This is a genomic window from Nonomuraea sp. NPDC049028, assembly GCF_043197735.1.
GTDB lineage: Bacteria > Actinomycetota > Actinomycetes > Streptosporangiales > Streptosporangiaceae > Nonomuraea.
This window is the reverse complement of the sequence record NZ_JBICTR010000010.1, coordinates 146,883-172,841: the sequence shown is the minus strand read 5'-3', so window position 1 is coordinate 172,841 and position 25,959 is coordinate 146,883. Positions and strand designations below refer to the sequence as shown.

The 25,959-nt window shown below is 66.6% G+C and carries 21 protein-coding genes and 1 pseudogene; 2 read left to right on the top strand and 20 right to left on the bottom strand.

Annotated features, from left to right (window positions below):
* Positions 1-23: 23 nt before the first annotated feature.
* From ACGFJ2_RS37420 to ACGFJ2_RS37410, 3 genes are all read right to left on the bottom strand, one after another.
* Positions 24-254 carry a hypothetical protein gene (locus tag ACGFJ2_RS37420; RefSeq protein ID WP_358181449.1) on the bottom strand — a complete coding sequence of 77 codons (231 nt, stop codon included), beginning with the start codon at positions 252-254 and terminating at the stop codon, positions 24-26.
* A gap of 59 nt (positions 255-313) precedes the next feature.
* Positions 314-1,066 carry an SDR family oxidoreductase gene (locus ACGFJ2_RS37415; RefSeq protein WP_393476608.1) on the bottom strand — a complete coding sequence of 251 codons (753 nt, stop codon included), beginning with the start codon at positions 1,064-1,066 and terminating at the stop codon, positions 314-316.
* Positions 1,067-1,201: 135 nt separating this feature from the next.
* Positions 1,202-2,932 carry an L-aspartate oxidase gene (locus ACGFJ2_RS37410; RefSeq protein ID WP_393476605.1) on the bottom strand — a complete coding sequence of 577 codons (1,731 nt, stop codon included), beginning with the start codon at positions 2,930-2,932 and terminating at the stop codon, positions 1,202-1,204.
* A 196-nt stretch (positions 2,933-3,128) separates the two neighbouring features.
* Here ACGFJ2_RS37410 and ACGFJ2_RS37405 point away from each other — a divergent pair, with 196 nt between their 5' ends.
* Complete coding sequence (locus tag ACGFJ2_RS37405) at positions 3,129-3,926, top strand: sigma-70 family RNA polymerase sigma factor (RefSeq protein ID WP_358181440.1); 798 nt, start codon at positions 3,129-3,131, stop codon at positions 3,924-3,926.
* On the opposite strand, the pseudogene ACGFJ2_RS37400 reads toward ACGFJ2_RS37405, so the two are convergent.
* The 7 genes and pseudogenes from ACGFJ2_RS37400 to ACGFJ2_RS37370 all read right to left on the bottom strand — a co-directional run.
* A pseudogene (locus ACGFJ2_RS37400) lies at positions 3,912-4,976 on the bottom strand (low temperature requirement protein A); the annotation flags it as partial. The gene ACGFJ2_RS37405 and the pseudogene ACGFJ2_RS37400 sit on opposite strands and share 15 nt — an antisense overlap.
* A gap of 188 nt (positions 4,977-5,164) precedes the next feature.
* On the bottom strand, positions 5,165-5,839 hold the full coding sequence (locus tag ACGFJ2_RS37395) for a nitroreductase (RefSeq protein ID WP_393476602.1): 675 nt from the start codon (positions 5,837-5,839) through the stop codon (positions 5,165-5,167).
* Positions 5,840-5,956: 117 nt separating this feature from the next.
* A complete protein-coding gene (locus tag ACGFJ2_RS37390) occupies positions 5,957-6,523 on the bottom strand; it encodes an NADPH-dependent FMN reductase (protein ID WP_393476599.1) in 567 nt (188 codons plus the stop codon).
* Between the two features lie 92 nt (positions 6,524-6,615).
* Positions 6,616-7,281, bottom strand: coding sequence for a nitroreductase (locus ACGFJ2_RS37385; RefSeq protein ID WP_357940049.1), 666 nt, complete (start codon positions 7,279-7,281; stop codon positions 6,616-6,618).
* Between the two features lie 270 nt (positions 7,282-7,551).
* A complete protein-coding gene (locus tag ACGFJ2_RS37380; RefSeq protein WP_357940047.1) occupies positions 7,552-8,037 on the bottom strand; it encodes a MarR family winged helix-turn-helix transcriptional regulator in 486 nt (161 codons plus the stop codon).
* A 77-nt stretch (positions 8,038-8,114) separates the two neighbouring features.
* Positions 8,115-8,447 carry a putative quinol monooxygenase gene (locus ACGFJ2_RS37375; protein ID WP_357940045.1) on the bottom strand — a complete coding sequence of 111 codons (333 nt, stop codon included), beginning with the start codon at positions 8,445-8,447 and terminating at the stop codon, positions 8,115-8,117.
* Positions 8,448-8,643: 196 nt separating this feature from the next.
* Complete coding sequence (locus ACGFJ2_RS37370) at positions 8,644-9,228, bottom strand: DUF1707 and DUF4870 domain-containing protein (RefSeq protein WP_393477140.1); 585 nt, start codon at positions 9,226-9,228, stop codon at positions 8,644-8,646.
* A gap of 141 nt (positions 9,229-9,369) precedes the next feature.
* On the opposite strand from ACGFJ2_RS37370, the gene ACGFJ2_RS37365 reads away from it, so the two are divergent.
* A complete protein-coding gene (locus tag ACGFJ2_RS37365) occupies positions 9,370-9,711 on the top strand; it encodes a hypothetical protein (RefSeq protein ID WP_357940043.1) in 342 nt (113 codons plus the stop codon).
* 19 nt (positions 9,712-9,730) lie between these two features.
* Here ACGFJ2_RS37365 and ACGFJ2_RS37360 read toward each other — a convergent pair whose 3' ends face one another.
* The 10 genes from ACGFJ2_RS37360 to ACGFJ2_RS37315 all read right to left on the bottom strand — a co-directional run bounded on the left by ACGFJ2_RS37360 (position 9,731) and on the right by ACGFJ2_RS37315 (position 25,936).
* Complete coding sequence (locus ACGFJ2_RS37360; protein ID WP_393476593.1) at positions 9,731-10,861, bottom strand: Gfo/Idh/MocA family protein; 1,131 nt, start codon at positions 10,859-10,861, stop codon at positions 9,731-9,733.
* Positions 10,858-11,637, bottom strand: coding sequence for a ThuA domain-containing protein (locus ACGFJ2_RS37355; RefSeq protein WP_357940039.1), 780 nt, complete (start codon positions 11,635-11,637; stop codon positions 10,858-10,860). Before ACGFJ2_RS37355 ends, ACGFJ2_RS37360 begins: the two co-directional genes overlap by 4 nt.
* 24 nt (positions 11,638-11,661) lie before the next feature.
* Positions 11,662-12,486: a carbohydrate ABC transporter permease gene (locus ACGFJ2_RS37350; protein WP_357940037.1), complete on the bottom strand. Its 825-nt coding sequence runs from the start codon at positions 12,484-12,486 to the stop codon at positions 11,662-11,664.
* 7 nt (positions 12,487-12,493) lie between these two features.
* Positions 12,494-13,459: a carbohydrate ABC transporter permease gene (locus ACGFJ2_RS37345; protein WP_393476589.1), complete on the bottom strand. Its 966-nt coding sequence runs from the start codon at positions 13,457-13,459 to the stop codon at positions 12,494-12,496.
* Positions 13,460-13,478: 19 nt separating this feature from the next.
* Positions 13,479-14,735, bottom strand: coding sequence for an extracellular solute-binding protein (locus ACGFJ2_RS37340; RefSeq protein ID WP_393476586.1), 1,257 nt, complete (start codon positions 14,733-14,735; stop codon positions 13,479-13,481).
* Between the two features lie 125 nt (positions 14,736-14,860).
* Complete coding sequence (locus tag ACGFJ2_RS37335) at positions 14,861-15,937, bottom strand: LacI family DNA-binding transcriptional regulator (protein WP_358181431.1); 1,077 nt, start codon at positions 15,935-15,937, stop codon at positions 14,861-14,863.
* 677 nt (positions 15,938-16,614) lie between these two features.
* Positions 16,615-16,767 (bottom strand): hypothetical protein, encoded by a 153-nt coding sequence (locus tag ACGFJ2_RS37330; protein WP_358181429.1) that lies wholly within the window; start codon positions 16,765-16,767, stop codon positions 16,615-16,617.
* A 643-nt stretch (positions 16,768-17,410) separates the two neighbouring features.
* Entirely contained in the window at positions 17,411-17,866 is a 456-nt protein-coding gene (locus ACGFJ2_RS37325; protein WP_358181426.1) for a hypothetical protein, read from the bottom strand.
* Between the two features lie 39 nt (positions 17,867-17,905).
* On the bottom strand, positions 17,906-25,315 hold the full coding sequence (locus ACGFJ2_RS37320) for a LamG-like jellyroll fold domain-containing protein (protein WP_393476581.1): 7,410 nt from the start codon (positions 25,313-25,315) through the stop codon (positions 17,906-17,908).
* Between the two features lie 471 nt (positions 25,316-25,786).
* Positions 25,787-25,936 carry a hypothetical protein gene (locus tag ACGFJ2_RS37315; protein WP_393476578.1) on the bottom strand — a complete coding sequence of 50 codons (150 nt, stop codon included), beginning with the start codon at positions 25,934-25,936 and terminating at the stop codon, positions 25,787-25,789.
* Positions 25,937-25,959: the final 23 nt, after the last annotated feature.

Here is a 25,959-nt window from a genome sequence, read left to right as displayed (position 1 = left end):
CCCGTCTCCGCGGCATCGGCGGCTCACGCACCCTGATCGCCGCGCCGGGAGTCGTCCTCCAGCGCCTCGACCGCGCCGAGCAGACCCCGCAGGCCGATCTCCTCGCGCTCGGCGTCCGTCGGATCGAAGAGCCATTCGGTGACCGGCAGTTCGGCGGCCTCCTCCGCACGGCTCGCCTCGATCAGGGTCACCTCCTCCTCGACCTCGATCTGGAGTTCGTACAAGAAGCCGTCGTCGCCGCTCGGAGCGCTCATGATTCCTCCATACGTGGCTTGGGTGTGCGGTCAAGGCGACCGGAAGTGAAGACGGGTGGCTACTGGGCGGCGCTCTGCTCGAGCCAGTCGCGGTAGCGGAGCTTGCCCAGGGTCGCGCCCTCACCCGGCACCAGCGTCCGCTCGCCCGGCACGCTGCCGTAGTAGCGCGCCTGCGGGTCGGCGACCACCGTGCGCGGGTCGCCCCACGCGGCCAGGGCGTCGCGGAAGAACTCATCCATCCGTGACTGCTCGGGCCCGGCCACCTCGACCCGGCCGTTCAGTGGCTGCCCCACCGCGACCCGGCCGACCGCCTGCGCGACCTCTTCACCCGCGATGGGCTGGAACCGCACGGGCGCGATCCGTACCTGGTCGCCCTCCGTGGACTGGTCCGCGATGCTCCGGATGAACTGGAAGAACTGGGTCGCGTGCACGAGCGAGAACGGGATCCCCGACTTTTCGATCAGCTGCTCCTGAGCGATCTTCGCCGCGAAGTAGTCGTTCTCCGGCATCCGCTCCGTCCCCACCACCGACAGCGCGACATGATGCCCGACCCCGGCGACCGCCTCGGCGGCGAGCAGGTTGCGGGTGGAGGTCTCGAAGAACTCCATCACCGCGGCCCGCTCGAACGACGGCGAGTTCGACACGTCGATCACCACCTGCGCGCCCGCCAGCACCTCCGCCAGCCCTTCACCGGTGAGCGTGTTGACGCCGGTGCTCGGCGCCGCCGCCACCGCCTCGTGACCGTGCTCACCCAGCTTCGCCACCACGTTCGATCCGATGAGGCCAGTACCGCCGACCACGACGACCTTCATGGCACAGCCCTTTCCGTCCGCCGGGGCACCCATGTGCCAACCGGTCCGCCAGCTAAGACAGGGCAGCCTCCGGCCTTGTGACAGCTCCGGCGAAATTTCTTTTCTCGGGCCGCGGGTGACGCCGTCCGTACGTCGCTACTCCACGAGTTTTCCGACGCTGGAGACCTCGCGCATGAGCGCCGCGACCTCGGCGGGAATCGGCGGGATGGCCTCCCTCTCCACCGATCCGGGACCGGACCACACCAGGTTGACCTGCAGCGAGGGGTCGAGTTCTGGGTAGTCGGAGCGGTTGTGGCAGCCGCGGGTCTCGCGACGCTCCAGCGCGGTCTCGACCGTCGCGCGGGCGGCGAGCGCGGCGGACTTCAGGTCGAAGGCGTGGGCCAGGTCCTGGAAGCCGGCGATGTCCGGATGTACCCCGACGTCGGCGATGCGCGCCTCCACCGCGGCGAGTTCGGCGAGACCCTTCCGCAGGCCGCCCTCGTCACGTACCACGCCGGCATGCTCCGTCATGATGTCGCGGAGGGCTCGCTGCAGCGCGCGTACGTTCTCGGGGCCGTCCGCGGCGAGGAGTTCGTCCACCTCCGCCCGTGCCGCGTCGAGCGCCTCGGCCGAGCGGCGCTGGGCGTCGAGGCCCGCGGAGTACTCGGCCGCCGCCTGGCCGACGATGCGGCCGAAGACGAGGAGCTCGATGAGGGAGTTGCCGCCGAGGCGGTTGGCGCCGTGCAGGCCGCTGGCCGCCTCCCCGATCGCGTACAGGCCGTCGACGCCCGTGCCATGGTCTTCGGGTCGCACCCAGACCCCGCCCATCGAGTAGTGCGCGGTCGGCGCGATCTCGATCGGCTCCTTGGTGATGTCGAGCATCTGCAGCTCCAGAAGCGTCTGGTAGACGCGCGGCAACCGGGTCATGATCGTCTCGCGTGGCAGATGCGACACATCCAGCCAAACGCCGCCGTTCGGGGTCCCGCGGCCTTCTTTGATCTCTGTGTACGCGGCCAGTGCGACGCGGTCGCGCGTGGACAACTCCATCCGCTCCGGGTCGTACTTGGACATGAACCGCTCGCCGAGCTGGTTGCGCAGGATTCCGCCCTCGCCCCGGGCCGCTTCGGAGACGAGGGTGCCGGCCGCGTTCTCGGGGGCGATGAGACCGGATGGGTGGAACTGCACCAGTTCGGGGTCGCGGATGCGGCAGCCGGCCAGGATGGCGAGGCGGAAGGAGTCGCCGGTGTTCTCGTCCCTCCGGGAGGAGGTGCGCCGCCAGATCCGGGTGTGGCCGCCGGCGGCCAGGATCACCGCGTCGGCATGGATGACATAACGGCTGCCATCGGTCAGGTCGAACCCATACGCGCCGAAGACCGCGTTGTCACGGACGAGAAGGCGGGTGATGTACACGGTGTCGAGGATGGGGACATCCAGCTGCGCCGCACGGTTGATCAGGGTGCGCTGGATCTCGAGCCCGGTGTAGTCGCCGGCGTAGGCGGTGCGCCGGTAGGTGTGGGCGCCGAAGAAGCGCTGCGAGATTCGCCCGTCCTGTTCGCGGGCGAACGGCATGCCGTAATGCTGAAGGTCTTCGATGCCACGTGCCGCCCCCTCGGTGACGATTCTCACCGTCTCCGGATTGGCCAGGAGATAGCTCTCCTTGAGGGTGTCCGCCGCGTGTTGTTGCCAGGTGTCCTCGGGGTCCATCGTGGCGAGCGCCGCGTTGATGCCGCCCGCCGCGAGCGAGGTGTGCGCGTCCGCCTTCGGCCGTTTGCCCACCGCGAGGACGCCGACCCCGCGCTCGGCGAGTTCGATGGCGGCCCGCAGGCCGGCTCCTCCCGTCCCGATGACCAGGACGGACGTGGCGATCCGCTTCTCCGGCACGTGCATGGTGCTCCTTTGGCCGCATGGATGAAAGCCGTTACGGGAGCAAGACCGGGTAGCGGCGTGATTTGTGACATCCATCGAGGTGCTTCCCTCGTCCCTGGCCTGTCCCCCCACTGCCCAAGAGATAGGCGGCAGGTAATATGCCAGAAATATCCCAAAGCTCGCATTAGCCGACAAAAGGGATGCCGGAGCGGGGGCGATGGCAGTGGCTGATCCTGGAGATCTCGAACATGCGGCGGCGGTGTTCGTCAGTGTGCGGCCGCGCCTGTTCGGGATCGCGTACCGGATGCTGGGCGCGACCGAAGCCGAAGACCTGGTGCAGGACGTCTGGCTGCGCTGGCAGGCCTACGATCGCGCCACGGTGGGCAGCCCGGGCGGGTTCCTGGCGACGGTGACGATGCGGCTGGCGATCAACGCCGCCCAGTCCGTACGCATGCGCCGCGAGACCTGCGCCGGCCCGTGGCTGCCCGAACCCGTCGACACCGGCGCGGACCCGTACCTCGGCGCCGAGCGCGGCGAGGTCCTGGAGTCCGCGGTCCTGCTGCTCCTGGAGCGGCTCACGCCCGCCGAACGGGCGGCGTACATGCTGCGCGAGGCCTTCGACTACCCCTACCGGCAGATCGCCGACATCATCCGGCTCAGCGAGCCGGCCGTACGCCAGCTGGTCAGCAGGGCCCGCAAACACCTGCTCGTCGAACGCCGCACCCCCGTGGCCAGGGCCGAACAACGCAGACTGCTGACCGCCTTCGTCACCGCCGCCCGCTCCGGCGATCTGACCGCGCTGGAAGCGCTCCTCACCGCGGCCTGGTCGAGCACGAACGCGCGGTCTGCTTCACGAGTCGCCAGAGCTGGAAAGCCGCGGGTCCTGGCGACGCGCTCCGGCGCGGGCCCCGACAGCCGCGGCCATGATCGTGACGGCGACCAGCAGCACGCAACCGGCCGCGATGGCCGCGACCACAGCGGCCACGCCGATCCGCGGTGTCGCGAGCGGCATTGACAAGATGAGGGCGACGCAACCCAGGACGGCCGCCGGAGGGATGACGGGCTCGGTGGTGACAAGCGCGTGGACCGCCCACAGCGCGGCGAGATACACAGCGGCGGGGATGGCGACCGCGTAGCCGAGTGCCAGTGGTGACGCCGCGACGCCGCGCCCGCTCTGCTCCACCGCCACTTCGAGCCCGGCGCCGAGTGCCGCCAGGGCGGCGAAGATGCCGTAGTGGCCGTACCCCCACTGGTACGACCGATGACGGCGGTCACTGAGCCCCTCCCCGGCTTCCACGAGGAAGTAGAGCCACCAAAGAGCGAACAGCAGGACGAGGCCGCACCCGGCGATGACGACCAAGGGCGCCCTGATCTCGCCCGTTGCGAGCGCCCCTTCGACGCCCCGGCTCGCGGCCAGGACGCTCTCACCGAGCAGGATGATCGTGAACAGGCCGTAGCGCTCGGCGATGTGGTGCGGATGCCAGTTGGTGGCCCTGGCCCGCTCCGCCCACAGGGGCACCGCGAGTTCCAGGACATCCAGGAGAACGAAGGACAGCAGCCCGGAGAACCAGGGAAAGGCTCCCGTCCGCGCGATCAGGAAGCGAAGCGCCCAGCCCAGTGTCACGAGACTGATAGCGGCGGCGTAGCGCAGCGCGGTGCGGCGGCGCGCCCGGTCTTCGAGACCGGCCCGCAGCCATTGGCCGACGAGCCCGATCCTCATGATGACGTAGCCGAGGGTGACGATCCCGTAGTCGGAGTGATCGGCCGCGGCGGGCACACCGGCGGCGAGGGTCAGCACGCCGGCCATCTGCACCATGGTCAGCAGCCGGTAGGCGACATCGTCGGTGTCGTAGGACGAGGCGAACCAGGTGAAGTTCATCCACGCCCACCAGATCGCGAAGAACACCTGGAGGAACGGGACCAGCCCGGCGAGACCGTGACCGGCGGCGATGCTGTGCGCGAGCTGGGCGGTGACGCTGGCGACCGCGATCACGAAGGTGAGGTCGAACAGCAGCTCGAGCTGGCTCGAAGTGCGGTGCGGCTCGTCGATGGGACGAGCGCCCATCCGGACTCGGACTCGGATGATGCTGCCGGGTGATGGCAAGGTCTCGCTCCTGTGGCTGCGCGACGTCCTGGTACGTCGGAAAGACAGAGCAGCGGGCCGATCTGTGACAACCGGTTCTGAACCGTCCGGGCCCCACAGCGATGGCATTGGGACGGAGGCACCCCGTCATGCCGGATGCGATCGCCGTGCTACCCGTCGACGAACGTGACCGTCTCGTCGAGCGGCGCCCGGCCCGTACGGATGTAATCCACCGTGACGTCCTCGAACCCGATCGACATGCCGCAGAAGAGAATGAGCCCCTCCGGAGGCGACACGACCTCAGCGACGGTCTTACGGAACACCGACCAGGCCATCTGCGGGCAACTGTTCAACCCCTCGGCGCGCAACAGCAGCATGACCGTCTGCAAGAACATGCCGAGATCGGCCCACTGAGGCCGGCCCATGTCACGGTCGATGTAGCAGAACAAGGCGGCCGGCGCACCGAACGCCTGCCAGTTGCCGGCGGCGGCCCGCTGCCGCGCCTCCCAATCCCCCCGTGGAATACCGAGCGCGCCGTACCGCTCCTCCCCAAAAGCCGAGCGGCGCTCATAGTACGGAGACTTCAGTGACGGCGGATACATCTCGTACTCCCGCTCATCCCAAGCATCACCCGCCGCCACCCGCTCACCGGCGCGCTTCTTCAGCTCGGCCAACGGCCCACCCGTCACCACGTAGGCCCGCCACGGCTGCAGATTCGACCCGGACGGGGCCCAAGCCGCCGCCGACAACACCCGCTCCAGCACCTCGCGAGGAACAGGCCGATCGATGAACCCCCGCACCGCCCGCCGACTCGTGACCGCCTCATAGACGTCCAAGATCGCCATCTCCGTTCCTGCCCAACGTGTTTACACAATTGACAGTAGAGGAGCGGAAAATGTGACAAGCAGCGGTCAGGAATCACGCCCGGCTTCCAGGCTCGGTCCCCGGGGGATCCATGGCGGCTACAGGTCCGGGACGTCGTGGTGGTGGCGTCGGATGTGCGCCGCGAAGGCCCGCATGTATCCGGTCAGAAATTCGGCGGTGGCCGGCACCTGGATGTCGCCCTTGTCGTCGATCAGTCCCTTGCTGAAGTGGATGTAGGCCTCGGGCTGCCCCAGCACCGGGGAGTTGGTGAAGGACAGGATGGTCTTGAGATGCTGCTGTGCGACCGCGGTGGAGATCGGGCCGGGTGAGGTTCCGATGATCGCGGACGGCTTGCCGTTCAGCACATTGGATCCATAGGGCCGGGTCGCCCAGTCGATGGCGTTCTTCAGCGCGCCGGGGATGGACCGGTTGTACTCGGGGGTGACGAACAGGAGGGCGTCGGATGCCTTGATCGCGTCCTTGAACTCCAGGGCCACAGCGGGGTAGTTGGGGTCGTGGTCGTGGCTGTACAGGGGCAACTCGCCGATGGGGATCTCCGTGAGGCGGAGCTCCGGCGGCGCGAGCCGGCTCAAGGCCACAGCGAGCTTCCTGTTGATCGACTTCTGGGACAGGCTCCCGACGATGTAGCCCACGGTGTAGGTCATTGCGTTTCCTCTCGATCTCTTTATGTGCCGCCGTCGACATCGACGGTCTGGCCGGTGATGAAGAACGGCGTCCGTGATCCTTGTTCGGCGGACTAACCGTCGACGAACATGACCGTCTCGTCGAGCGGCGCCCGCCCTGTACGGACGTAATCCACCGTGACGTCCTCGAACCCGATGGACATGCCACAGAAGAGGATGAGCCCCTCCTCGGGTGACACGACCTCGGCGACGGTCTTGCGATACATCGACCACGCCATCTGCGGGCAACTGCTCAGGCCCTCGGCACGCAACAGCAGCATGACGGTCTGCAGGAACATGCCGAGATCGGCCCACTGAGGCCGGCCCATGTCACGGTCGATGTAGCAGAACAGGGCCGCGGGAGCACCGAAGCACTGCCAGTTGTCGGCAGCGGTCCGCTGCCGCGCCTCCCAGTCATCCCGCGCAATACCAAGAGCGCCGTAACGCTCCGCCCCGAAGGCGGATCGGCGCTCATAGTAGGGAGACTTCAGCGCGGGCGGATACGTCTCGTACTCGCGCTCGTCCCAGGGATCACCCGTGGCCACCCGCTCACCCGCTCGCTTCTTCAGCTCGGCCAACGGCTCGCCCGTCACCACATAGGCCCGCCACGGCTGCAGATTCGACGCGGACGGGGCCCAAGCCGCCGCCGACAACACTCGCTCCAGCGCCTCCCGAGGAACAGGCCGATCGGTGAACCCCCGCACCGCCCGTCGACTCCTGACCGCCTCATAGACGTCCAAGATCCCCACCTCCCATCTTTGTCTCGATCACGACGGTATCATTCAATACCATTCGATGACAAACGTGTCCGACACAAGTCAAAGCGGGGGTCGCGTCCGGGAGGCCGCGCCTGTACGAGTGGCGGCCACGCCCAAGCCTGGTTCGGTCGGCCGTTGTGGGAGATGGAGCCGGCCGACGCCGACGTCTACTTCGGGAAGGCGCCGCGCGGCACCGCGAAGGGCACCCGGCCGTCACGGGCCCAGGCGCTCAAGTCGTTCGTCTTGTCCCGCTTACGCCTCGTCGCCCGCGGGATAGGCGAACCGGGTCAGCAACTCCCTCAGCTGCTCGGATCCGTCAGACCCCAGGTCGGCGACCAGATGCTCAGCCAGCGGCTCCGCCGCCACATGGGCCGCGTCGAAAAGCTCGACACCCTGCGGAGTGATCTCCACCGCCCGCACCCGCCGATCCCCCGGAACGCTCTTGCGTACGGCCAGCCCCTTACGCTCCAGGTCGTCCACGACCCGCATGATCCCCGCCTTGTCCGTCCCCGTCGCAGCCGCCAGGTCCCGCTGCACCGTGGGCCCGCGGTCGACCAGCACGATCAGCACGGCGAAGTGCCGCAACTCGATGCCGAGCGGCCGGAGCGCCTCTGACATGACCGTGGCCGCGCGCCAGTGCGCCTGACGCAGCAGCAAGCCGAGAGCGAAGGGCGAGGCATCCCCCGGACGGTCGGTCGCACGCGAGGCGGCGGTCCTACGAGGAACATCGGCGCTCATGAGCGCTATATTACCGGCCATCTTTTCATTCGATACCGTAGCAAATGAAATTAATCACGTGCCGACGGTGTGGGCGCTCAGTCCCGTCCGGGTACGGCCATCTCACCGAGCAGGGACCAGTCGTCCTGAGGAACGGTCGCGTTCACGATGCGCGGCGTCTCGGCGAGGTACGGCGGCAGGGTCCGCTGCGCCTGCTTGAAATGCTCGGACTGAACGTGCGCCGCCCCGGCCTCGTCATCACGAAACGCCTCGACCAGCACATACTCGCTCGGATCCGCCACACTGCGCGACCAGTCGAACCACAGGCAGCCAGGTTCGTCGCGGGTCGCCTGGGTGAAGTCGCCGACGATCTCAATGAACCGGTCGGCGTGCTCAGGCAGGACGCGGAACTTCGCGGTAATGAAGATCATGGAGGCCATTTCCTTCGGTGAGCTGCGTACAGGTCGAGATTAGCGTCAGCCCCTCGCCGAATCGACGTACCCACCAGTGGTCTCCGGCAGACATAAGCGCGACGGCTCGTACAGTCGGCTGGCGTCAACACACGCATTGACGTCAGCCGGCGGCACGAGCCCGAAACGACAACCCGCCCAGGAGCCTGACCAGGCGTTACTTCACCAGGCGAACCGTCATTGGATAGCGGAACGGGTTCTCCGAGAGCGCCGAAATGCCACCGGCAATGGACAGCACGACCGCCGCCACCCAAATGAAGGGGAGAAGCACGACACCGATGATGGTGAACGGCAGCAGGAACGTCGCCCCCACCACCGTGAGCTGGAAGTTCAGGGCCTCCAACGCGTGCCGTCGAATGTAGGGCGAGGTCTTGCCGCCCGTCAGCAGCAGGATCAACGGCCCGATGACCGGGAACCCCACCAGCGTCAGCAGATGAGCCGCCGAAGCCCCGAGCCGTTCGTTGCTCTCCGGCGCCGCCTCGGGGCGAACCGGCGCGGGCATGGGGCGAATCCTGGGGATGGCACTCGTGCCGTACAGCTCCGCCATGATGGGCATCAGATCACCGTGCGTACGCGCGGTCATCGCGCGCTCCAGCCGGTCGTCGAACTCGAGCTTGTCGAAACGCCCCTCCGCGTAAGCCGCCTGAACGTGCTCGACCACGTGCTCACGGTCCTGGTTGGTGACGCGCAGGTGAGCCGGCGGCACCTGTCCCGGGCCCCGGTGTGTGGGTACCCCAGCCATAACAGCCATGCCTCTCCTTAGATTCGTGCAGTCTCCCTCCATACTGACCGCCGCACGTCATCATGGCCATCGGGAGAATCCCCGAGGTGTCCCCTAGATCACCCCGACGCGCGTGACCGTTTGGCGGTATAAAAAGGACTCATGAGATGGCGAGACCGCTACGGCATTCGGCGGCTGCGCGGTTCCAAAATCGCGAAGTTCGACCGGGAAGCCACTGACGCCGATATCGAGGCCCTCATCGCCTTCGCCAAATCGCGGCGAGGCGTCGAGTTCTTCGTCGAACCCGAAACCTTCGCGACCGACACCACGGCCGTCGCCGTGGCCGACGACGGCGAGTGGACCCGCCGCCGGGTCGGCTCCCCCGCCGTGATCCACAAGGTCGCCCGCGACCTGGCCCTGCCGGTGTACGACGTTCAGATCATGGGCTACCCACCCCGGATGCGCGCGTACAACGAACGGCGGCGTCGCGAGGAGAACCAGTAGCCGTCACAAGCCCCCGTCATCACGTCTCCACTCGCTCGGCGCCGGCCAGCACGTCACGTACCGAGGACCATCCGGCGAGAGCCTCCCGTACGTCCGTCCGGGTCTCCTCCCGCAGCGCCTGCGTGTGGGCCCGTTCGAGCACGTCGTCCAGGCGCTCGATCCGGCCGCTCGTCGCCGACCGCACCGCCGCCTCCACCATCGCCAGGCTCATCACGTTCTCGTGCACCTCGCCGGACGGCGGCTCCCCGGTCCGGAGCGCCCGCGTGAACACCTGCAAGGCGCCGGCGATCCCGGAGTACGGCGGGCCGGCCGGTTCACCGGCGTCCACCTCGGCGTCGAGGACCGGCTCGTGGTCGCCGTCCCAGAGCGCGGTGCCCTTCTCACCGCTGACCCGCCAGCTCCCGTTCCACGAGGTGATGTCGCCGGGACTGCACCAGCTGCCGTTGTAGACGTACCGGGTCCCGCCGTCCATCTCGAACACCACGGTCGCGTTGGCGTCCCCCGCGAACCAGCTCCACGGCGGGTTGTACGACTGGCAGTACGCCGTCACCGGCTCGGCCCGGAGCAGGAAACGCGCCGAGTCGAAAGCGTGGATCGCCATGTCGATGAGCAGCGGGTACGCCATCAGATCGCGAAACCCGCCGAACCGCTCGGACCGGAAGAACGCCGTGCTCACCGTCCCGATCGCGCCGAGCCGTGCGGTCATCCCCCGCAGCGCGGCGAGCTGCGGGTTCCAGCGGCGGGACTGGCTGACCATGAACAGTTCGCCGGTGACCTCGGCCGCGGCGGCCATGGACAGCGCCCGGCTCACGTTCTCCGCGACCGGTTTCTCACCGAGCACCGGCAGACCGGCGAACAACGCCTCGGTGGTCACCGGGTGGTGCGCCTCCGGAATGGTCACGTTGATCAGCGCCTGGGCGCCGGTCTGCCGGGCGAGGGCGACGGCGTCGGCGCCGACCGGGAGGTCCGGCAGGCCGGCCGAGTCGGCGACCTCCCGGGCCAGCGCCACGTTCAGGTCGGCGATGCCGGTGAGCAGCACCTCTGGCGAGTCGGTGACGGTGGACAGCCAGGCCCGGCCCATGCCGCCGGCGCCGACGATGACCACGCGGAGCGGATCCGCCGGGCTGGAGGGGATCGTCCGGAAGCTCACTGGAGCGGCCCCGTGTAGCCCTTGCCCTGGAAGAACTCCTCGGTCGCGTACCTCAGGAGCACGGGATGGCTCCGCTCCGGCCGGTCGGTGCGGGCCCAGGCGACGCCGTTCGCGATGACCCGGCGCACGTCCTTGTGGTGGTAGGTGGGGTATGCCTGGTCCCCCGGCCGGAAGTAGAAGATCTTGCCGTGGCCCCGGCGGAACGTGCAGCCGCTGCGGAACACCTCCCCGCCGCTGAACGAGCTGACGAACACGAGCTCGTCCGGTGCCGGGATGTCGAAGAACTCCCCGTACATCTCGTCCTCGTCGATGATCAGCGGGTGCGGCACGCCCTTGGCGATGGGGTGCGTGGGGTCGACCGTCCAGATGAGCTCACGGTCGTGCTCGTCACGCCAGCGCAGGGTGCAACTCGTACCCATGAGCTTGGTGAAGATCTTCGACCAGTGCCCGGAGTGCAGCACGACCAGCCCCATCCCGGACAGCACATGCCGGTGGACACGCTCGACGACCTCGTCGGCCACCTCGTCGTGCGCCGCGTGACCCCACCAGGTGAGCACGTCGGTGTCGGCCAGCACCTCCTCGGTCAGCCCGTGCTCCGGGTCGTCCAGGGTGACGGTACGGACGACGCACCCGTCGGCGAGGTTCTCCTCGATGCCCTCCGCGATCGTCGTGTGCATGCCCTTCGGATAGATCTTCGCCACGTGCTCCTCGATCTGCTCGTGACGGTTCTCGCCCCACACCGTCACACGCAGCGGGCCGGCAGTTCCGTTTGTCATGTCGAACCTTTTCTGCTGGGGGATTTACTTGACCGCGCCTGCCGTCGTGCCCGCGGCGACGTAGCGCTGGGCGACGACGAGCAGGACGATGGCCGGGATGGAGGCGAGCACGGCGGTGGCCATGACCGAGCTCCAGTCGTTCACATATGTCCCGATGTAGGTGTAGAGCCCGAGCGTCACCGGGCGCACATCCTCGGTCGTGGTGAGGGTGAGGGCGAACAGGAAGTCCGCCCAGGAGAAGAGGAAGGTGAACAGGGCGGCGGTGATGAGCGCGTTGCGGCTCATCGGCAGCACGATGGAGACGAACGTCCGGACGTGACCGGCCCCGTCGACCCGGCCGGCCTCCAGGACTGCCCGCGGGATGTTGATCATGAACGCGCGGACGATCAGGATCGCGAACGGGATGCCCGCGGTCGAGTCGGCGAGGATCAGGCCCGGGATCGAGTTGAGCAGTCCCAGGTCGTTGTAGGCGGTGTAGAGCGCGTTCGCGATGACGATCCCCGGGATCATCTGCGAGATCAGGATCCCGAAGAGGAACGCGCCCACGAAGCGGATCTTGAACTGCGCCAGGGCGTAGGCCGCCGGCATCGCGATCAGCAGGCTGAACACGACCGAGCCGAGGGCGACGACCAGGCTCGTGACCAGGTTGCGGCCCTGCTGGCCGAGCGCGGTGGCGTAGCCGTCGAAACTGAAGTCGAACGGCAGCCACGGGGTGCCGACCGCCGAGCCGCCCGGCTGCAACGAGACGTTGACCATCCAATAGATCGGGAACAGCAGAACGGCGAGGATGACGATCCCGGCGACAGTGCTGCCCCAGCCGGCCCGGGTGCGCCTTGTGGTGGTGGTCATGACGGCCTCACTCGTCCACGGCACGCCGGTTGGCGCGCAGATAGAAGATGGCGAACACCAAGGAGATCGCGATCAGGATGTTGCCGAGCGCGGCACCCTGACCGAAGTCGAACTGCTGGAACGACAGGTGGTACGACTGCGTCGCGATGGTCTGGCTGGCGTTGGCCGGCCCGCCGCCGGTCAGCGCCAGGATCACGTCCAGCACCTTGATCGTGTAGACCACGCCGAGCACCAGCACGACGCTCACCACCGGACGCAGCAACGGCCAGGTCACATATCGGAACCGCTGCCAGCCCCCCGCCCCGTCCAGCGCGGCCGCCTCGTACAGGTCCTCCGGGATGTCCTGGAGCCCGCCGTAGAGGATGGTCAGGTTGAACGGGATGCCGATCCAGATGTTCACCATGATCACCGCCACCAGGGCCAGTGAGGTGCTGGTCAGCCAGCCGGGGTGGTCGCTCGCCACCCCGATGGCGGCCAGGAACCGGTTGAGCGCGCCGTTGTCCTTGTCGAGGATCCACCGCCAGACCGCGCCGGAGGCGATCAGCGGGATCAGCCACGGCAGCAGGATCAACGACCGGAGCACACCGCTGAGCGGGAAGCGGCGCCGGAAGAACATCGCCAGGGCCAGACCGATGACGAACTGCCCGGCGATCGAGCCGGCGGTGAACAGGACGGTGTTCAGCATGGCCTTGCCGAACACCGGGGAGGACACCACCGCGGAGTAGTTGGCCAACCCGACCCACGGCGCCTCGCCGGTGTAGAAGGTGCTCGTCGAGTACTCCTGGAAGGCCATCACGAAGTTCTTGACGATCGGATAACCGAAGAACGCCACCATGTAGATCACGGCGGGGGCCAGGAACAGCACCTGCGCCGCGCGGGTCTGGAAGCGGAGCGAGTGCCAGAAGCGGGGTCCGGCAACGGTCCTGTCATCCGCCACGGTCACCGGCGGTGGTGGATCTGCCTGACGTTCCATCGTGGACTGTTGTGGGTGCTCAACCATTCTGGGCCGTTTCCAGAGCCTTGGCCGGTGCGGCCTGGCCGGTCAGCGCGGACTGGAACGCGGTGTAGATCTTCGTGGCCGCCTTGGGCCAGTCCGCGCCGAGTTCACCGGTGCGGGCCCGCGCGGTCGGGATCTGGTCCACGAAACCGGCCATGTTCGGGTTGCTCGAGCTGAACTTCTCCAGCAGCGCCTTCTTGGTGGGGATGGTCTGGGTGCCCTTGGCGAGGCTGAGCTGGTTGTCGTCCGAGTTGAGACAGGCGACGACCTTGGCGGCCTTGGCCTGCTTGTCCTTGTTCCCGGTCTGCGGCACGGTCCACGTTTCACCGCCGAGCGGCGCGACGATCGGCTTGCCCGCGGCCGGTGCCGGGATCTGCGCCACCCCGTACTTGACGCTCTTGTCCTCGTCCAACGCGGGGAACTGCCACGGCCCGTTGACCGCCATCGCGGCCTTGCCCGCCCGGAACTGGTCGTTGACGTCCGCCTGGGTCCAGTTGAGAGCGGACTTCGACACCGAGCCGTCGTTCATCAGATCGACCCACAGCTGCACGGCCTGCGCGGTCTCCGGCGTCGCGATGTTCTTCTCGTCACCGCCGTTGGACCACATGAACGGCAGGAACTGCCAGGTGCCCTCGTAGTTCGCCGGTGCCGAGAACGCCAGCCCGTACGTGCCGCCGGAGGTCAGCTTCTTGGCCACCGTCCTCAGCTCCGCCCAGGTCGTCGGGGGCGTCACGCCCGCCTTGTCGAGCAGGTCCTTGTTGTAGAACAGCCCGATGGTGTTGGTGATCGGCTGCAGGCCGTAGAGCTTGTCCTTGTACGTCGAGGCGCTGACCACGCCCTCCACGTACCCGTCGGCCTTGAGCCCGAGGTCGTTCAGCGGGGTGAGGGCGCCGGTCTGGGCGATCTGCTGCAGATCGGGGTTGTCCAGCATCAGGACGTCCGGAAGGGTCCGCGAGGACGCCTGCTGGAGCACCTTCTGGATCAGGGTCGCGCCGGGCACCGCCTCGCGCTGGATGGTGACACCGGCCTGCTTGCCGCAGGCGTCGATGGCCTTCTGCCAGACCGCCTTGCTCGGGTCGTTGTTGTAGTAGTCGAGCACCCGCAGGGTCGAGGAGTCGCCGCCGCTGTTGGAGCCGCCGTTCGAGCCGCCGCCGCAGGCGGTGACTGCGAGAGACAGGGTGAACATCGAGGCGAGGGCGGCCTGGGCTCGGCGGGATCGGGAGGAACGGGGGGTGCGGGGGGAGCGGATCATGTCGCGTCCTTTCGGATACGGAAATTTCCGGGTGAATCGATTCGTCGATACGCATCGACGTCGGTTGTACAAGTGTCCGTCGATACGCATCGACGATGCATATCGCTGGCCGAGCCTGTCGGTGATCAGTTGGAGGGAGTAGGCATCACGGTCGTACGCCGGGTGAGTCGTGGCGCGACCAGGTCGATTGCGGGACGTTCCACCCCGGAACTCGGATCGAGTAACCAGAACAGCGTCTCCATCGCGCGCCGGGAGACGTCGCGCGGTTCCACGGAGATATTCGTGTACGGCGGATCGGACTGCTCGGCCCAACGGTCGGAACTGAGTCCGATGAGGGAGATGTCACGACCCGGCACGACGTCCTTCTTCCGCAGTGCGGTCAGCAGCGGCATGATCGCGTCGCTGTGCGGCACCACCACTCCGAGACGCCCGCCGGTCTGCCAGGCGTCGTCGCCGTGCGGCACCACCGCTCGGAGACGCTCGCCGGTCCGCCGGGCGAGGAGCCGATCGGCCGCGGCGGCCTCCTGCCCATGGTCGACCGGTTCGATCACCGTCAACGGAAGGCCGCGCACCTGCGCCTGCCGCCGCACCGATCGCAGGAAGCGGCCGACGTAGTTGAGTCCACGCTCCATCGCCGCGGCCGGGTAACCCACTACGACGATCTCGTCGTGGCCGGTGTCGGCCAGCTCCTCAACCGCCATCCGGGCCGCCGCCTCGAAGTCGAGGTCGACGCAGTGCAGCCCGGCCGGGTCGGCCGGCACACCGATGAGCACCACAGGAACGGACAGCGCGGCGGCCACCGGGACCCGCTCGTCCTGCTCCTCGATGTCCATCATGATGATCGCGTCACACAGGGCCCGTCCGGCGAGACGCCGCAGACCCGCGGAGCCCTCGTCCGCGGTCACGAGCAGAACCTCGTGATCGTGGGCGCGGGCCGAGCTGGCGATGGTCTCGATGAACGGCAGCAACCCGAAGGCATCGCCCCCGGCCCCGAAGCGCACCACCAGACCGACCACTCGGGTGCGGCGTCCCGCGAGAGCCCGGGCGCCGGCGTGCGGCTCGTAGGTGAGCTGTGCCATCGCGTCCAGGACCCGCTGCCGCGTGCGCTCGGAAATGGGTCGCTTGCCGGTCATCACATAGGACACGGTGCTTTGCGAGACACCGGCGATACGCGCGACGTCCTTGCTGGTGAACGCCGCCATGACACCTCCCTGGAGGATTCGTCGATGCGTATCAATCGCAAGTCCCGACAGGCTACGACGTCGGTCGTCCGAGCCACAAGACATCTCCCGGCAACATTTCCGCAATCCGGCCACCTCGTCATGATCAGCTAGGAATCGTGGCGATGGGCTGTCATATGCCCCGGATCGCCGAAAGGCTGGCCTCGCCGTGGGCACCGCTGCGACAAAGGGCCGGTCCTGCCGTGGGCACCCTGCGCCGGCAGGTGGTTCTCTGATTGTGAATCAGCACCGCGCGAAGATCGGATCGCGCAGATACGGCGTCGACGACCCGGAGCGTGCGTTCGACGGTCTGCGCGGCCCCGTGTACGCACGCATCGACCTGGACACCTTCGAACCCACCGTCTTCGGCGCGACCTGGTACCGGAGCCTAACGGCACACAGCCACAGCGACCGATCGACTTCGTCTCCCAGGTGGACGACATCATCGGAGCAGCCATCACCGAATGCGTGCACGTCAACCCCTGCGAGGCCGACATGATCCGCTGACTGGGCGCCGCGCTGACACACTGACGGTCGGCATGTCCTCGCCCTGCCGGTGTATGACGTGCAGATCCTGGGCCGTCCGCCTTGGATGCGTGCGTACAACGAACGGCGGCGACACGAGCTGAACCAGTAGCGACCGGCCCGCTCTGGCAGCACTACGCAGTCCTCATCTCGTCATCGACCGTCTGCCGGGTCGCCGCGATGTCGCCCTCGTAGTCGGCGTCCGGCATCCCTGCGGTTCTGACCAAGGACGCCTTGACCGCCCGTCCGGAGGCCGTGGTTGCGGGACCGGTCACCGCAATCCGCATTTCACCGCTGGTCACCATATTTGTGTCAGCTCGTTTTCCGATGTCAAGGACCGTCGAGAAGCTCCGAGACGGTCCAGTGGCCGTCACCTTCATCGAATCGGATGATCTGACGTCGTAGCTTCCAAGAGCAAACGAAAACCGCCGTCCGTATGGGGGAGGGTGTCGGTCGGGACAGTCAGTGCCAATCGGAAAACTGTGACCGGGCCCGTCGGATCCTCAGGCGGCTTGTGCGACCCGGTGGCATGAGGCACTCATACTCGATGGGGTACCACTTATGATCATGCTTTTGCAGCACTTTCGGTGGCGACGTTTAGACCCAGCTCGCAGAAGTTGCAGGCGCTGGCCCACCTTCGTAACAGCGACACCTGCGCGTGCCTGACCGCCGATCTCACGATTAGCACTACCATGGCCTGGCATTACGTTCACAGCGGGAACACGGGTGCCGCGGGCCAACTGGCGGGGGTTTCGCGCCCCTTCCCCGGCCACGCATGCTCTGACCGTGGGCCGGATAGCCAGCTTGATCCACGCCCTGACCAGCACTGACGTGAGGGCCAACGGGGGCTGCCGGGGGTGAGCGGCACGATCCACACGCCGTTCACGCAATGGCTACGCTCAACGAACTTAGGGTCATCGCATATAACGCTCAATTGTACTCATATACATCTATAACGATAAGAGGCTTTTTCTTGGTTAATATCTTTTCTGCAATCTTAGGATCTGGAGCGGTCTCGGACTTCTCCGGATCGAGGGTGGCGATACTCAAGTGAGCCTTGTCCCACTTGTTTGATTTCATCAATATCTTCACTGGCCGATTCTCGGCCAGAATTTCCCATTCGCGCTTTCGGAGACGTTCGACTGCCGCGTTGAGTGCGTCCTTTGCATCCGCAGCCTCAACATCTACTACCAGCGTGCGCGTAATTTCAATCCCACCGTCTACGGCAGCCTGGCTGCTTGTCTCCTCCACTACAGAGCCGATTCCACGTACATTGTCGAGAACAGCCGGGGCCACCTGAAACGTTCGCGGTGATCCGCATCCTGCAGCTAAGATAATGACCCCGAACAGAGCTAAGGCCAACCTGCCACGTCGGCGTTGCCGCACGAGATCTCCCTTCAGACCCTTGGTAGACCTACATTCAAATCATCTGCTTGTCCAGCATGCAGCGCGACCACACCTCCAGAATTCTTCGACAGATCCATTGCTCCATAGATGTTCCAGATCCCTCTGGCGATTGACAACGCTAGTTGAGTCTTTGCGATCGAGGTATCCCGTCTCCTTCCAATCCTTATATTTCTTGAACGACAGTAACGGATAACCGCCTAGCGGATTGTCGACCGTCACCCCGGAGCAACCACAATAGGCTTCGGCGGCTTCCCTGTCTGTTAGATTATGCCTGCTGCCATCCTTATTTTCATACCAGACATTCTGCTTCAGATATTCCATCCATGCCGCAGCCAATTGTATGGCCCGAGGTGCATGCAGGAGCTGATCAGTAACCTGTCCGAGCGTTGCCTTGCCCCAGTCCCTTTCTTTGTAGTAGTACTTTATGAGCATCATTCGAGCTTTGTAGATTTCAAGCTGAGTGATACCGATAGACGCACCCCAGCCTTTGTAGCCGTCAATCAAATGGTCTTTTGTCTTAGCCGCCTCCGCACCCATTCGACCGGTTCCCTCCCTGGCGTGCGCGCTTTCCCATATGATGACAGCTGCGAGGACGTTTTTATTGATATGGTGATTAGCGGCGGCGGACTCAATATCTCGCCAATATCTCACGACTTGTTCATACGCACCGTAGTACTTGTAGCGAGATGCGGAGCTGCCATTCGGGGCGGCTACCGCGCGACTACCCGCCTGACCGGCATTGAGCTTCGCCGCAACCTTCTGCATATTTCGCCATTCACCAAGCCTTGAGTCGTGTGGGTTTTCCTTAGCCGCCCTCTCCATCGCTTTGAAACTCTCCAGGCCACCGGCCGATACCCAGCTGAAGGCCAGCTGCTCATCAGTCATTGTGGGTGACCAGTTGGACATGTATTCGTTCTGTACTTTTTCGCTGGCGAACCAGAAGTTGGGCTGGTCGACGGGTCGGCCGTTGGGCATGATTTTCCAACCCAATCTCTTAAGTTCGTCTTCCCCGGCCCAGAATCTCTTTTCGTTCTCCACCTCGCGCATCCGAAGGTAGCTCGGATCGACAATTGCTTCTCCAGCACCGAAACAAACGGTGCAGCCACCGATTTCGTAGTCGTCCCGGACGGGTCCGTAGGGGGTGCCCCAGACTCCTCCCACTGCCGATCCGGCGTATGTGGGGGTAAGCCCAACTCCACCGACGCCGTCGGTGATGACAGTGGCGTGGCCGGTGGGATCGACGCCTGTGAGGGGTGAGGCGTTGGCGTAGGTGTAGTGGTTGGCCTGGACGGATGGGCTGGGGTTGAGGGTAGCGGTGTCGCGGCTGGTGAAGTTGCCGGTGCCGGGTTGGTACCAGCGGGCGTGCATGTTGACCTTGCCGGTGTCCGGGTCGGTGTACTCGCCCTGGTAGCCGAGCTGCGTTTTGGTGCCGGTCTGGGCGATGGCGGTGCCGAACGGGTCGTAGGCAGTGGAAGTCTGCAGGCTGCTGGTGAAGGTGGCCACCAGGTCGCCGTGCAGGTCGCTTAGCGTCGCCGCCGCTACGCTCGCGCCTTCCTTGAGGCCGAGCAGGGCGCCGCCGGGGTCGCGGCCGTATGTCGCCTGCACGGCGCCGCCGCTGTCGGTGATGGCGGCCAGGTCGTTGCCGAGCCCGGAGTAGGCGAAGGTCTGCTTGGCGGTGCCGCGGATGCGGGAAGTGAGGCGGTCGAGAGCGTCGTAGCTGTAGAGGCTGTCGCCGTCGGCGATGAGCCGGTCGAAGGCGTCGAAGGTGTAGGCGGTGGTGGCGCCGGCCTTGGTCTGGCTGGCCAGGGTGCCGCGCGGGGTGTAGGCGTAGTCGGTGCCGTCGCCGTTGGTCAGGCGGTTGCGTTCGTCGTAGGTGAACGTCGCGGTGCCGGCCTTGGTGCGGTTGCCCGCCTTGTCCCATTCATAGGCGGTGACGGCGCCGCCGGGTGCGGTCCAGGAGGTTAAGCGTCCGGCGTGGTCGTAGCCGTAGGTGTTGGTGCCCGCCCCGGCGGTGCCCGCAGTGATCTTGCTGGTGAGGTTGTCGTCCTTGTCCCACCCGTAGGTGATCTTCGCGAGCTGGGTGCCGGTGCTGGTGCCCTTGCGCAGAGTCTGGGTTTCGGGCCGGTTCAACTTGTCGTAGGTGAAGATCTGGGTGTCGACCGTGGTGGTGCCGGTCGTGGCGGTCAGCGAGGCCAGGTTGTACTTGTCGTAGCCGTAGGTGATCTTCCGGCCGGTGACCGGGTCGGTGGCGGTGGCCGGGCGGTTGCTCTTGTCCCAGGTGAAGGTGGCCGTGCCAGCCGCGTCGACACGTTGGAGGGGATTGCCGAGCTCGTCGTAGCTATAGCCGGTCTGCTGAGTGGCGCCACGCTTGATGGACAGCGGCAGGCTGCGGTCGTTGTAGTCGACGCTCAGGTCGCCGGCAGTGGTGCGGCGGCCGGCCAGGTCGTAGCCGAAGGTGCGCTCGGCAGTAGCGGCGCCGCCGCCCGCGCCGGTCTCGTTGGTTAGACGGCCGAGGTGGTCAAAGGTGCGGTCGATGCGTACCCCGCCGGGCTGGAGGGTGGCTTTCTGGTTGCCGGCCGCGTCGTAGATCTGGGTCCAGGTGCGGTCGGTGAGGTCCGGGTGCGCGGTGGTGGCCGGTTCGATCACCGTTTCGGCCAGGCCGAGGCTGTTGTAGCTGGTCCAGGTGGCGTTGCCGCGGCCGTCGGTGATGCGGGTGCGGGCGCCGGTGGCGTCGTAGCCGAAGCTGGTGGTGATCTGATCGCCGGCCGAGACCGGTTCGATGAGTGAGGTGGCACGGTTCAGCGCGTCGAAGGTCTGCTTGGTGATGTGGCCTTCGGGGGAGGTGGTGCTGATCGGGTTGCCCGCAAGGTCGTAGCCGTAGCCGTAGGTGCGCTGCACAACGCCAGCGGTGTTCAGGTCTTCGACGGCGGTCTTGCGGCCGGCCAGGTCGTAGTCAGCGGTACTGACATTGCCGTTCGGATCGGTGACCTTGGTCAAGCGTCCGGCCAGGTCGTAGTCCGTGGTGGTGGTGTTGGTCAGTGGATCGGTGACCGTGGTGGTTTCACCGGCCGCGTTGACCGTGAAGCTGGTGACCTTGTTGCCCTGGCCCGGGGCGGTCTGCTTGAGCAGCCGGCCCGCGTCGTCGTACTCCATCGTGGTGGTGTAGCTGGCGGTGGCAGGCTTGCGCTCAATCTGCGTGGCGGTGATCTGCCGGCCCAGGTCGTCATACGTGGCCTGGCTGCGCGCGCCGGTCGGGTCGATGCCGGCCAGCTTTTCCCCGGCCATGTCGTATTCGCTCACCCAGGTCCCCGCGCTCTGGCCGTCGGGGGCGGGGTCGGTGACGCGGACCTGGCGGCCGAGCTGGTCATAGTCGTAGGAGGTGACGTACCCGTTCGGGTCGGTGGTGGTCTTGCGCTGCCCCGCCGCGTCGTAGGCGTGCCGGATGGTCGAGGTGATCGCGCTGCCGCCCGGTGGGGTGTACGTCGGCGCGCTGGTGCTGGTCAACCGGCCCGCCTTGTCGAAAGTGGAGACGAAGGCGCGCCCCTCGGCGTCGCGCTGGTGCGTCTGGTTACCCACCACGTCATAGCCGACCATGGTAGACGGGCGCGCCTGGGCTGCGGTGCCGTTTTTGTCCACCTGCACCTGGGGGGCGGTGGTCTCGACCAGCCGGTCCAGCGCGTCGTAGCGCAATGTGGTGGTGTAGTCGGCGGCGTTGGCCCCGTCGGCGTTGCCGCGCGGGTCGGTGGTGGAGGTGACCAGGCCGCGATCGTCGTAGCCGGTGGTGGAGATGATGTCCTGGGTACCGTTCTCGACGGTCTGCTTGGTGGGCTGGTTGAGCTTGTTGTAGGCGTAGCTGGTGGTCTCGGTGCGGCTGGCGCCGGCGGCGGTCAGCGTGGTCTTGGTGATGTTGCCGTTGGCGTCGTAACCGAAATCGGTGGCGCGGCCGAGCTTGTCCGGGTCCAGCACCTGGGTGGTGAGCCTGCTGGCCGCGTCGTACCTGAAGGTCGTGTGGATCTTGCCGCTGCCGGTCATCTGCTCGGTCAGGTTGCCGGCCGCGTCGTACTCCTCGGCCTTGACCACCACATCGCGCGGCGTGGCAGTGGAACTGTTCAGCCTGGCGCCGACCGCGATCTGCTCTTGTAGCCGGTTGTCCATCCAGTACTTGTTGGTGGTCTTGCGACCCATCACGTCGACACTGGATGTCAGGCGACCGCCCGGGTCGTAGCCGCGGGTCTCCAGCAGCACGTCCTTGGCCGTCTGTGGGTTGACCGGGCTGTCGGTCCAGCCCTTCAGCGTGCTGGAGATCAGCTCGCCACGCTCGCTGTAGCCCTGCTCGATCACCGTGCCGCGCGCGTCAGTGGTCCGGATGGGCTGGCCGAGCTGGTTCCAGTCCTGCCGGGCGATGCCGCCCTCCGAGTTGGTGATGGAGTCCTGGCGGCCGTGCGTGTCATAGGTGTAGGTGGTGACGCGGTCCGGATCGCCGCCGGTCAGGTCAGCGATCGTCTGCGTCAGCGTGTTGCCGTCCGGGTCGTAGGTGGTGCTGGTCTGCGCGGTGTGCGTGACGTTGCTGAGCTCGTTCTTCACTGCGGGGACGGTGCTGGTGAGCAGACGGCCGCGATCGTCGTAGGTGAAGGTCGTCTTGGCGCCGTTCGGGACCGCCTGAGAGACGCGGGTGCTGGCGGTCATGCGGCCCAGCGGGTCGTAGTCCAGCTTGGTGACCAGGCCTTCGGGGTCGCTCTGCTCGGCCAGGTCACCTGCCGCGGTGTAGCGGTAGCTCCACTGGCTGCCGCGCGCGTCGGTCTTGGTCTTCACCAGACCGGCCGGGGTGGTGCCGCCGCCGATCGCGGGCTCGCTGCCGTCGGTGTAGGCGGTGCTGATCGAGCGGCCCTGCGGGAAGTCCGTGGTGGCCGGGGTGGTCTGCTTGGTCTGCTCACCGAAGGTGTTGTAGTCGGTCTTGGTGGCGTAGGTGTTGTCGGTGTCGCCGCCTGAGCGGCCGTCGCGGTAGGCCGTCACCTGGTCGTTGCGCGGGTCGAACGGATCGTTCGGGTTGAGGTAGTAGGTCCAGAACTCGATCGCGCACTCGCCCGGCGCCCGGCAGTACTGCCTGCCGAGGGTGTTGCCGCGCTTGTCCTGGTAGATCTCGTTGGCGATGTCGTTGCGGTCGATCACCTTGTTGAGGAAGCCCGCCTGGTCGTACTCGTGCCAGGTGGTGTAGTTGCGCTGGTCGGTCTCACCGCGGATCCGATAGCCGCGCCAGGCATCGTACAGGTACTTGAGCGGCTTGTTGTTCGGGTCGGTCACGGTCACCTGTGCCTCGCCGGACTGCTGTTCGGTGGCGATGGCGCCGATCTTCCAGGTGCCGCCGTTGTTGTCGACGTGGGTGGCGATCCGGTCGCTCTTGTCGTCGTAGGTGTTGCTCGCCCAGAGCCGGCCGGACGGCAGCGTGACTTTGGCGAGCTTGAACGGCGCACCGTTGCGGGCGGCGTAGTGGCCCGCCACCTCGGCCGCGGTCAGCGGCTGGCCGTACAGGGCGACCTCATCCAGCTGGCCCTGGAACGGGAACGCCCCCACACTCGCGGGCACCGCCGGGGACTTGGCCGGGTCGGTGACGCCGTTGCCGATGGTGGCGTACGTGCGCCACCCGGTCGCCGTCCCGGTCATGGTGCCGACCTGCTGGCCATCCAGGTACAGCGTCTGAGCCTGCCCGGCCACGGTCAGCGCCACATGATGCCACTGACCCTCGTTCACCGCCGCAGCGGATGTGATCGGGGTCATCACCGCGTCCAGCGAGCCCCGCAGCTTTCCATCGGTGCCCACGTACAGCATCGCCCCACGCGCCAGGCTGCTGTTCTCGGTGGTGCCCGCCGCCATGATCACGCCGGACTGGGTGGTCTTGAACCACGCCTCCACCGACAACTGATCCCCCAGGTGCGGGATCGTGTTGGAGGGCAACTTCACCACCGAGCCAGCCTTGAACGTGGCCGAGGTGTCGGTGGTGTCGGACAGCGCACCGGGCTGGGCCAAGGTGATGCCCTGGTAGGTCAGGTCCCCGGCACCCGTGCCCAGGTCTTCCCCGCTCGTGCCCGACGCCTCACCGAGCCGCCAGTAGCCGAACGGGTCGGAGTTGAGCACGCTGCTGCGATACAGCGACCCGCCACCGTACTCATAAGAGGTGCAGTTCGGCGCCGCCACCGGCGCGCACACCTGCGTCAACCTGCCACCGTCATAGCCATACGACCAGGTCAGCACCTTGCCGTCCACCGGATCGCTGGAGATCGACGCCACCTGGCTCCCCTGCCAGGTGAACGTCAACGACCGGCCCCCGACACCGGTCACCTTGGCCAGCTTCCCCGCCGTGTCGTAGGTCAACTCCTGCCCGCGGCCGCGCCCATCAGTGATCGACGTCAACCGACCAGCGGCATCGAAGCGGTAATTGGCGGCCATCTTGTCCATCAACCGCCACGTGCCGCCGCTCTGCTCGGCCAGCGTCGCGTACATGCCGGGCGGCGGCTGGAACGTGCCATCCCCGTTTGCCCGGAACCGCACCTGCCGCCCGTCCGGGTAGGTCACCAGCGCCGACGTCGAAGTGCCGCGCACCTCCTTGACGACCTTCATGTCCCAGCGCGTCGACCAGCCCGCACCGAACATCCCGTCCGTCCGCGGATTCATGCTGTTGTAGGTACGCGTCACCGACAACGGCGGCCCCGCCGTCGCCACCGTCAAATCGGTGGACGTGGTGGTGTAGTTGCCCGTCTGCTGATCGAACTCATGCCCGTCAACACCACGATTGGCCAGCCCCGAGGTCACCGCCGGCTGCCGCACCCCCGTCACGAACGTCAACACCGGCGAGGTCGTGGTCGACGAATCCAGGGAGTCCTTGACGGTGACCGTCCACCAGTACTGCTTGCCCCACGCCAGCTTGCTCGCCGGGACCTTCCAGCTGTTGCCGTTGCCCGCCGCAGATCCCGACGTACACCCGGTGCCGGACATCGTCTCGACATCGCACACCTTGAACGAATACGACAACGCAGAACCGCCGTTGTTGCTCTGCCCCCACGCCCGCAACGTCGGCGTCAGCGAATCGACCAGATACCCCTGCTTGGGATAGACATCCACCAACCCCGGCACGGCCAGCACGGAACGTTCCGCCGCCTCCGCCCTGGCCACCCCCGCCGGGAGACTGTCCTGCTTGGACTCGGCCGTCGCCGAATCCAAAGTCCGGTCCTCGCGTGGCACCGCCCCCTCAGGCGCCTGCACGTCAGATCGCCACCCATCCGAAGCCGCCAGCGCCGCCGGCACCTGCGTGGTGGGCAACAGCGACGGCAATCCCGCGGCCGACCCAACCATCTGCTCCGGCACCATCGACGAAGAGCCGCCATCGCCCACGGCGCCGACCTCAGAGACCGCCACAACCGGTGACGCCTGCAAGACGAGCAGACTAGGCGCCAGACCCGCGAGCGCAAAGATCGTTCCAACCGAACGCCGCCATGACGAGACCCGACGCATGCGTCACCACACTCCGAACCACAACGAAGGACGCCAGCAAGGCGCCAACCTTCGCTCTCCGCCGCGGCGAGACCCACGTTCTCCCCGCGCGGCTCGGAGCCGATCATCATCCGGTGATCAACGTAAGGAATTCCGACCTATCCGACAAGACGAACGATTATCACAAAACGGAAAACAGCCTTATCGGGTACGCGACACTCCGTTACCAGACACATAGCGAACGTCAATCGCGAACACTGGCTGTCCGTTCTCATTGAAGCTCGTCTTGGTGAGGGATGCCGACCTGGGCAGGCCTAGCCCATTGAGACGCGAAAGTGAGCGATTCTCAATCAAGCTGGCCCGAGCTGCTGGTCCCTCAGAAGGGCCGCCAGACGCGCGGCAGGACGTCATGCCCTAGCGAAACGCGCGACGATCGAGCGCGGCCGGGACGTCGGGACTTTCCTCCACGTTCTGCATAAGCCACGTGGTCATGGTGACCTCACCCATGCGGTGCGGGGTGTGAAAGCCGGCCCACTCGATGACGTCGAAGCCGTAGGCGTCCACAGCCTGTGCCTCCCCCTCGCGCC

What these genes read in the sequence shown, in the direction of transcription:
- ACGFJ2_RS37420 (WP_358181449.1), bottom strand. Translation starts at nt 254, where the DNA reads ATGAGCGCTCCGAGCGGCGACGACGGCTTCTTGTACGAACTCCAGATC.
- ACGFJ2_RS37415 (WP_393476608.1), bottom strand. Translation starts at nt 1,066, where the DNA reads ATGAAGGTCGTCGTGGTCGGCGGTACTGGCCTCATCGGATCGAACGTG.
- ACGFJ2_RS37410 (WP_393476605.1), bottom strand. Translation starts at nt 2,932, where the DNA reads ATGCACGTGCCGGAGAAGCGGATCGCCACGTCCGTCCTGGTCATCGGG.
- ACGFJ2_RS37405 (WP_358181440.1), top strand. Translation starts at nt 3,129, where the DNA reads ATGGCAGTGGCTGATCCTGGAGATCTCGAACATGCGGCGGCGGTGTTC.
- ACGFJ2_RS37395 (WP_393476602.1), bottom strand. Translation starts at nt 5,839, where the DNA reads ATGGCGATCTTGGACGTCTATGAGGCGGTCACGAGTCGGCGGGCGGTG.
- ACGFJ2_RS37390 (WP_393476599.1), bottom strand. Translation starts at nt 6,523, where the DNA reads ATGACCTACACCGTGGGCTACATCGTCGGGAGCCTGTCCCAGAAGTCG.
- ACGFJ2_RS37380 (WP_357940047.1), bottom strand. Translation starts at nt 8,037, where the DNA reads ATGAGCGCCGATGTTCCTCGTAGGACCGCCGCCTCGCGTGCGACCGAC.
- ACGFJ2_RS37375 (WP_357940045.1), bottom strand. Translation starts at nt 8,447, where the DNA reads ATGATCTTCATTACCGCGAAGTTCCGCGTCCTGCCTGAGCACGCCGAC.
- ACGFJ2_RS37370 (WP_393477140.1), bottom strand. Translation starts at nt 9,228, where the DNA reads ATGGCTGGGGTACCCACACACCGGGGCCCGGGACAGGTGCCGCCGGCT.
- ACGFJ2_RS37365 (WP_357940043.1), top strand. Translation starts at nt 9,370, where the DNA reads ATGAGATGGCGAGACCGCTACGGCATTCGGCGGCTGCGCGGTTCCAAA.
- ACGFJ2_RS37355 (WP_357940039.1), bottom strand. Translation starts at nt 11,637, where the DNA reads ATGACAAACGGAACTGCCGGCCCGCTGCGTGTGACGGTGTGGGGCGAG.
- ACGFJ2_RS37350 (WP_357940037.1), bottom strand. Translation starts at nt 12,486, where the DNA reads ATGACCACCACCACAAGGCGCACCCGGGCCGGCTGGGGCAGCACTGTC.
- ACGFJ2_RS37345 (WP_393476589.1), bottom strand. Translation starts at nt 13,459, where the DNA reads ATGGAACGTCAGGCAGATCCACCACCGCCGGTGACCGTGGCGGATGAC.
- ACGFJ2_RS37340 (WP_393476586.1), bottom strand. Translation starts at nt 14,735, where the DNA reads ATGATCCGCTCCCCCCGCACCCCCCGTTCCTCCCGATCCCGCCGAGCC.
- ACGFJ2_RS37335 (WP_358181431.1), bottom strand. Translation starts at nt 15,937, where the DNA reads ATGGCGGCGTTCACCAGCAAGGACGTCGCGCGTATCGCCGGTGTCTCG.
- ACGFJ2_RS37330 (WP_358181429.1), bottom strand. Translation starts at nt 16,767, where the DNA reads ATGCGGATTGCGGTGACCGGTCCCGCAACCACGGCCTCCGGACGGGCG.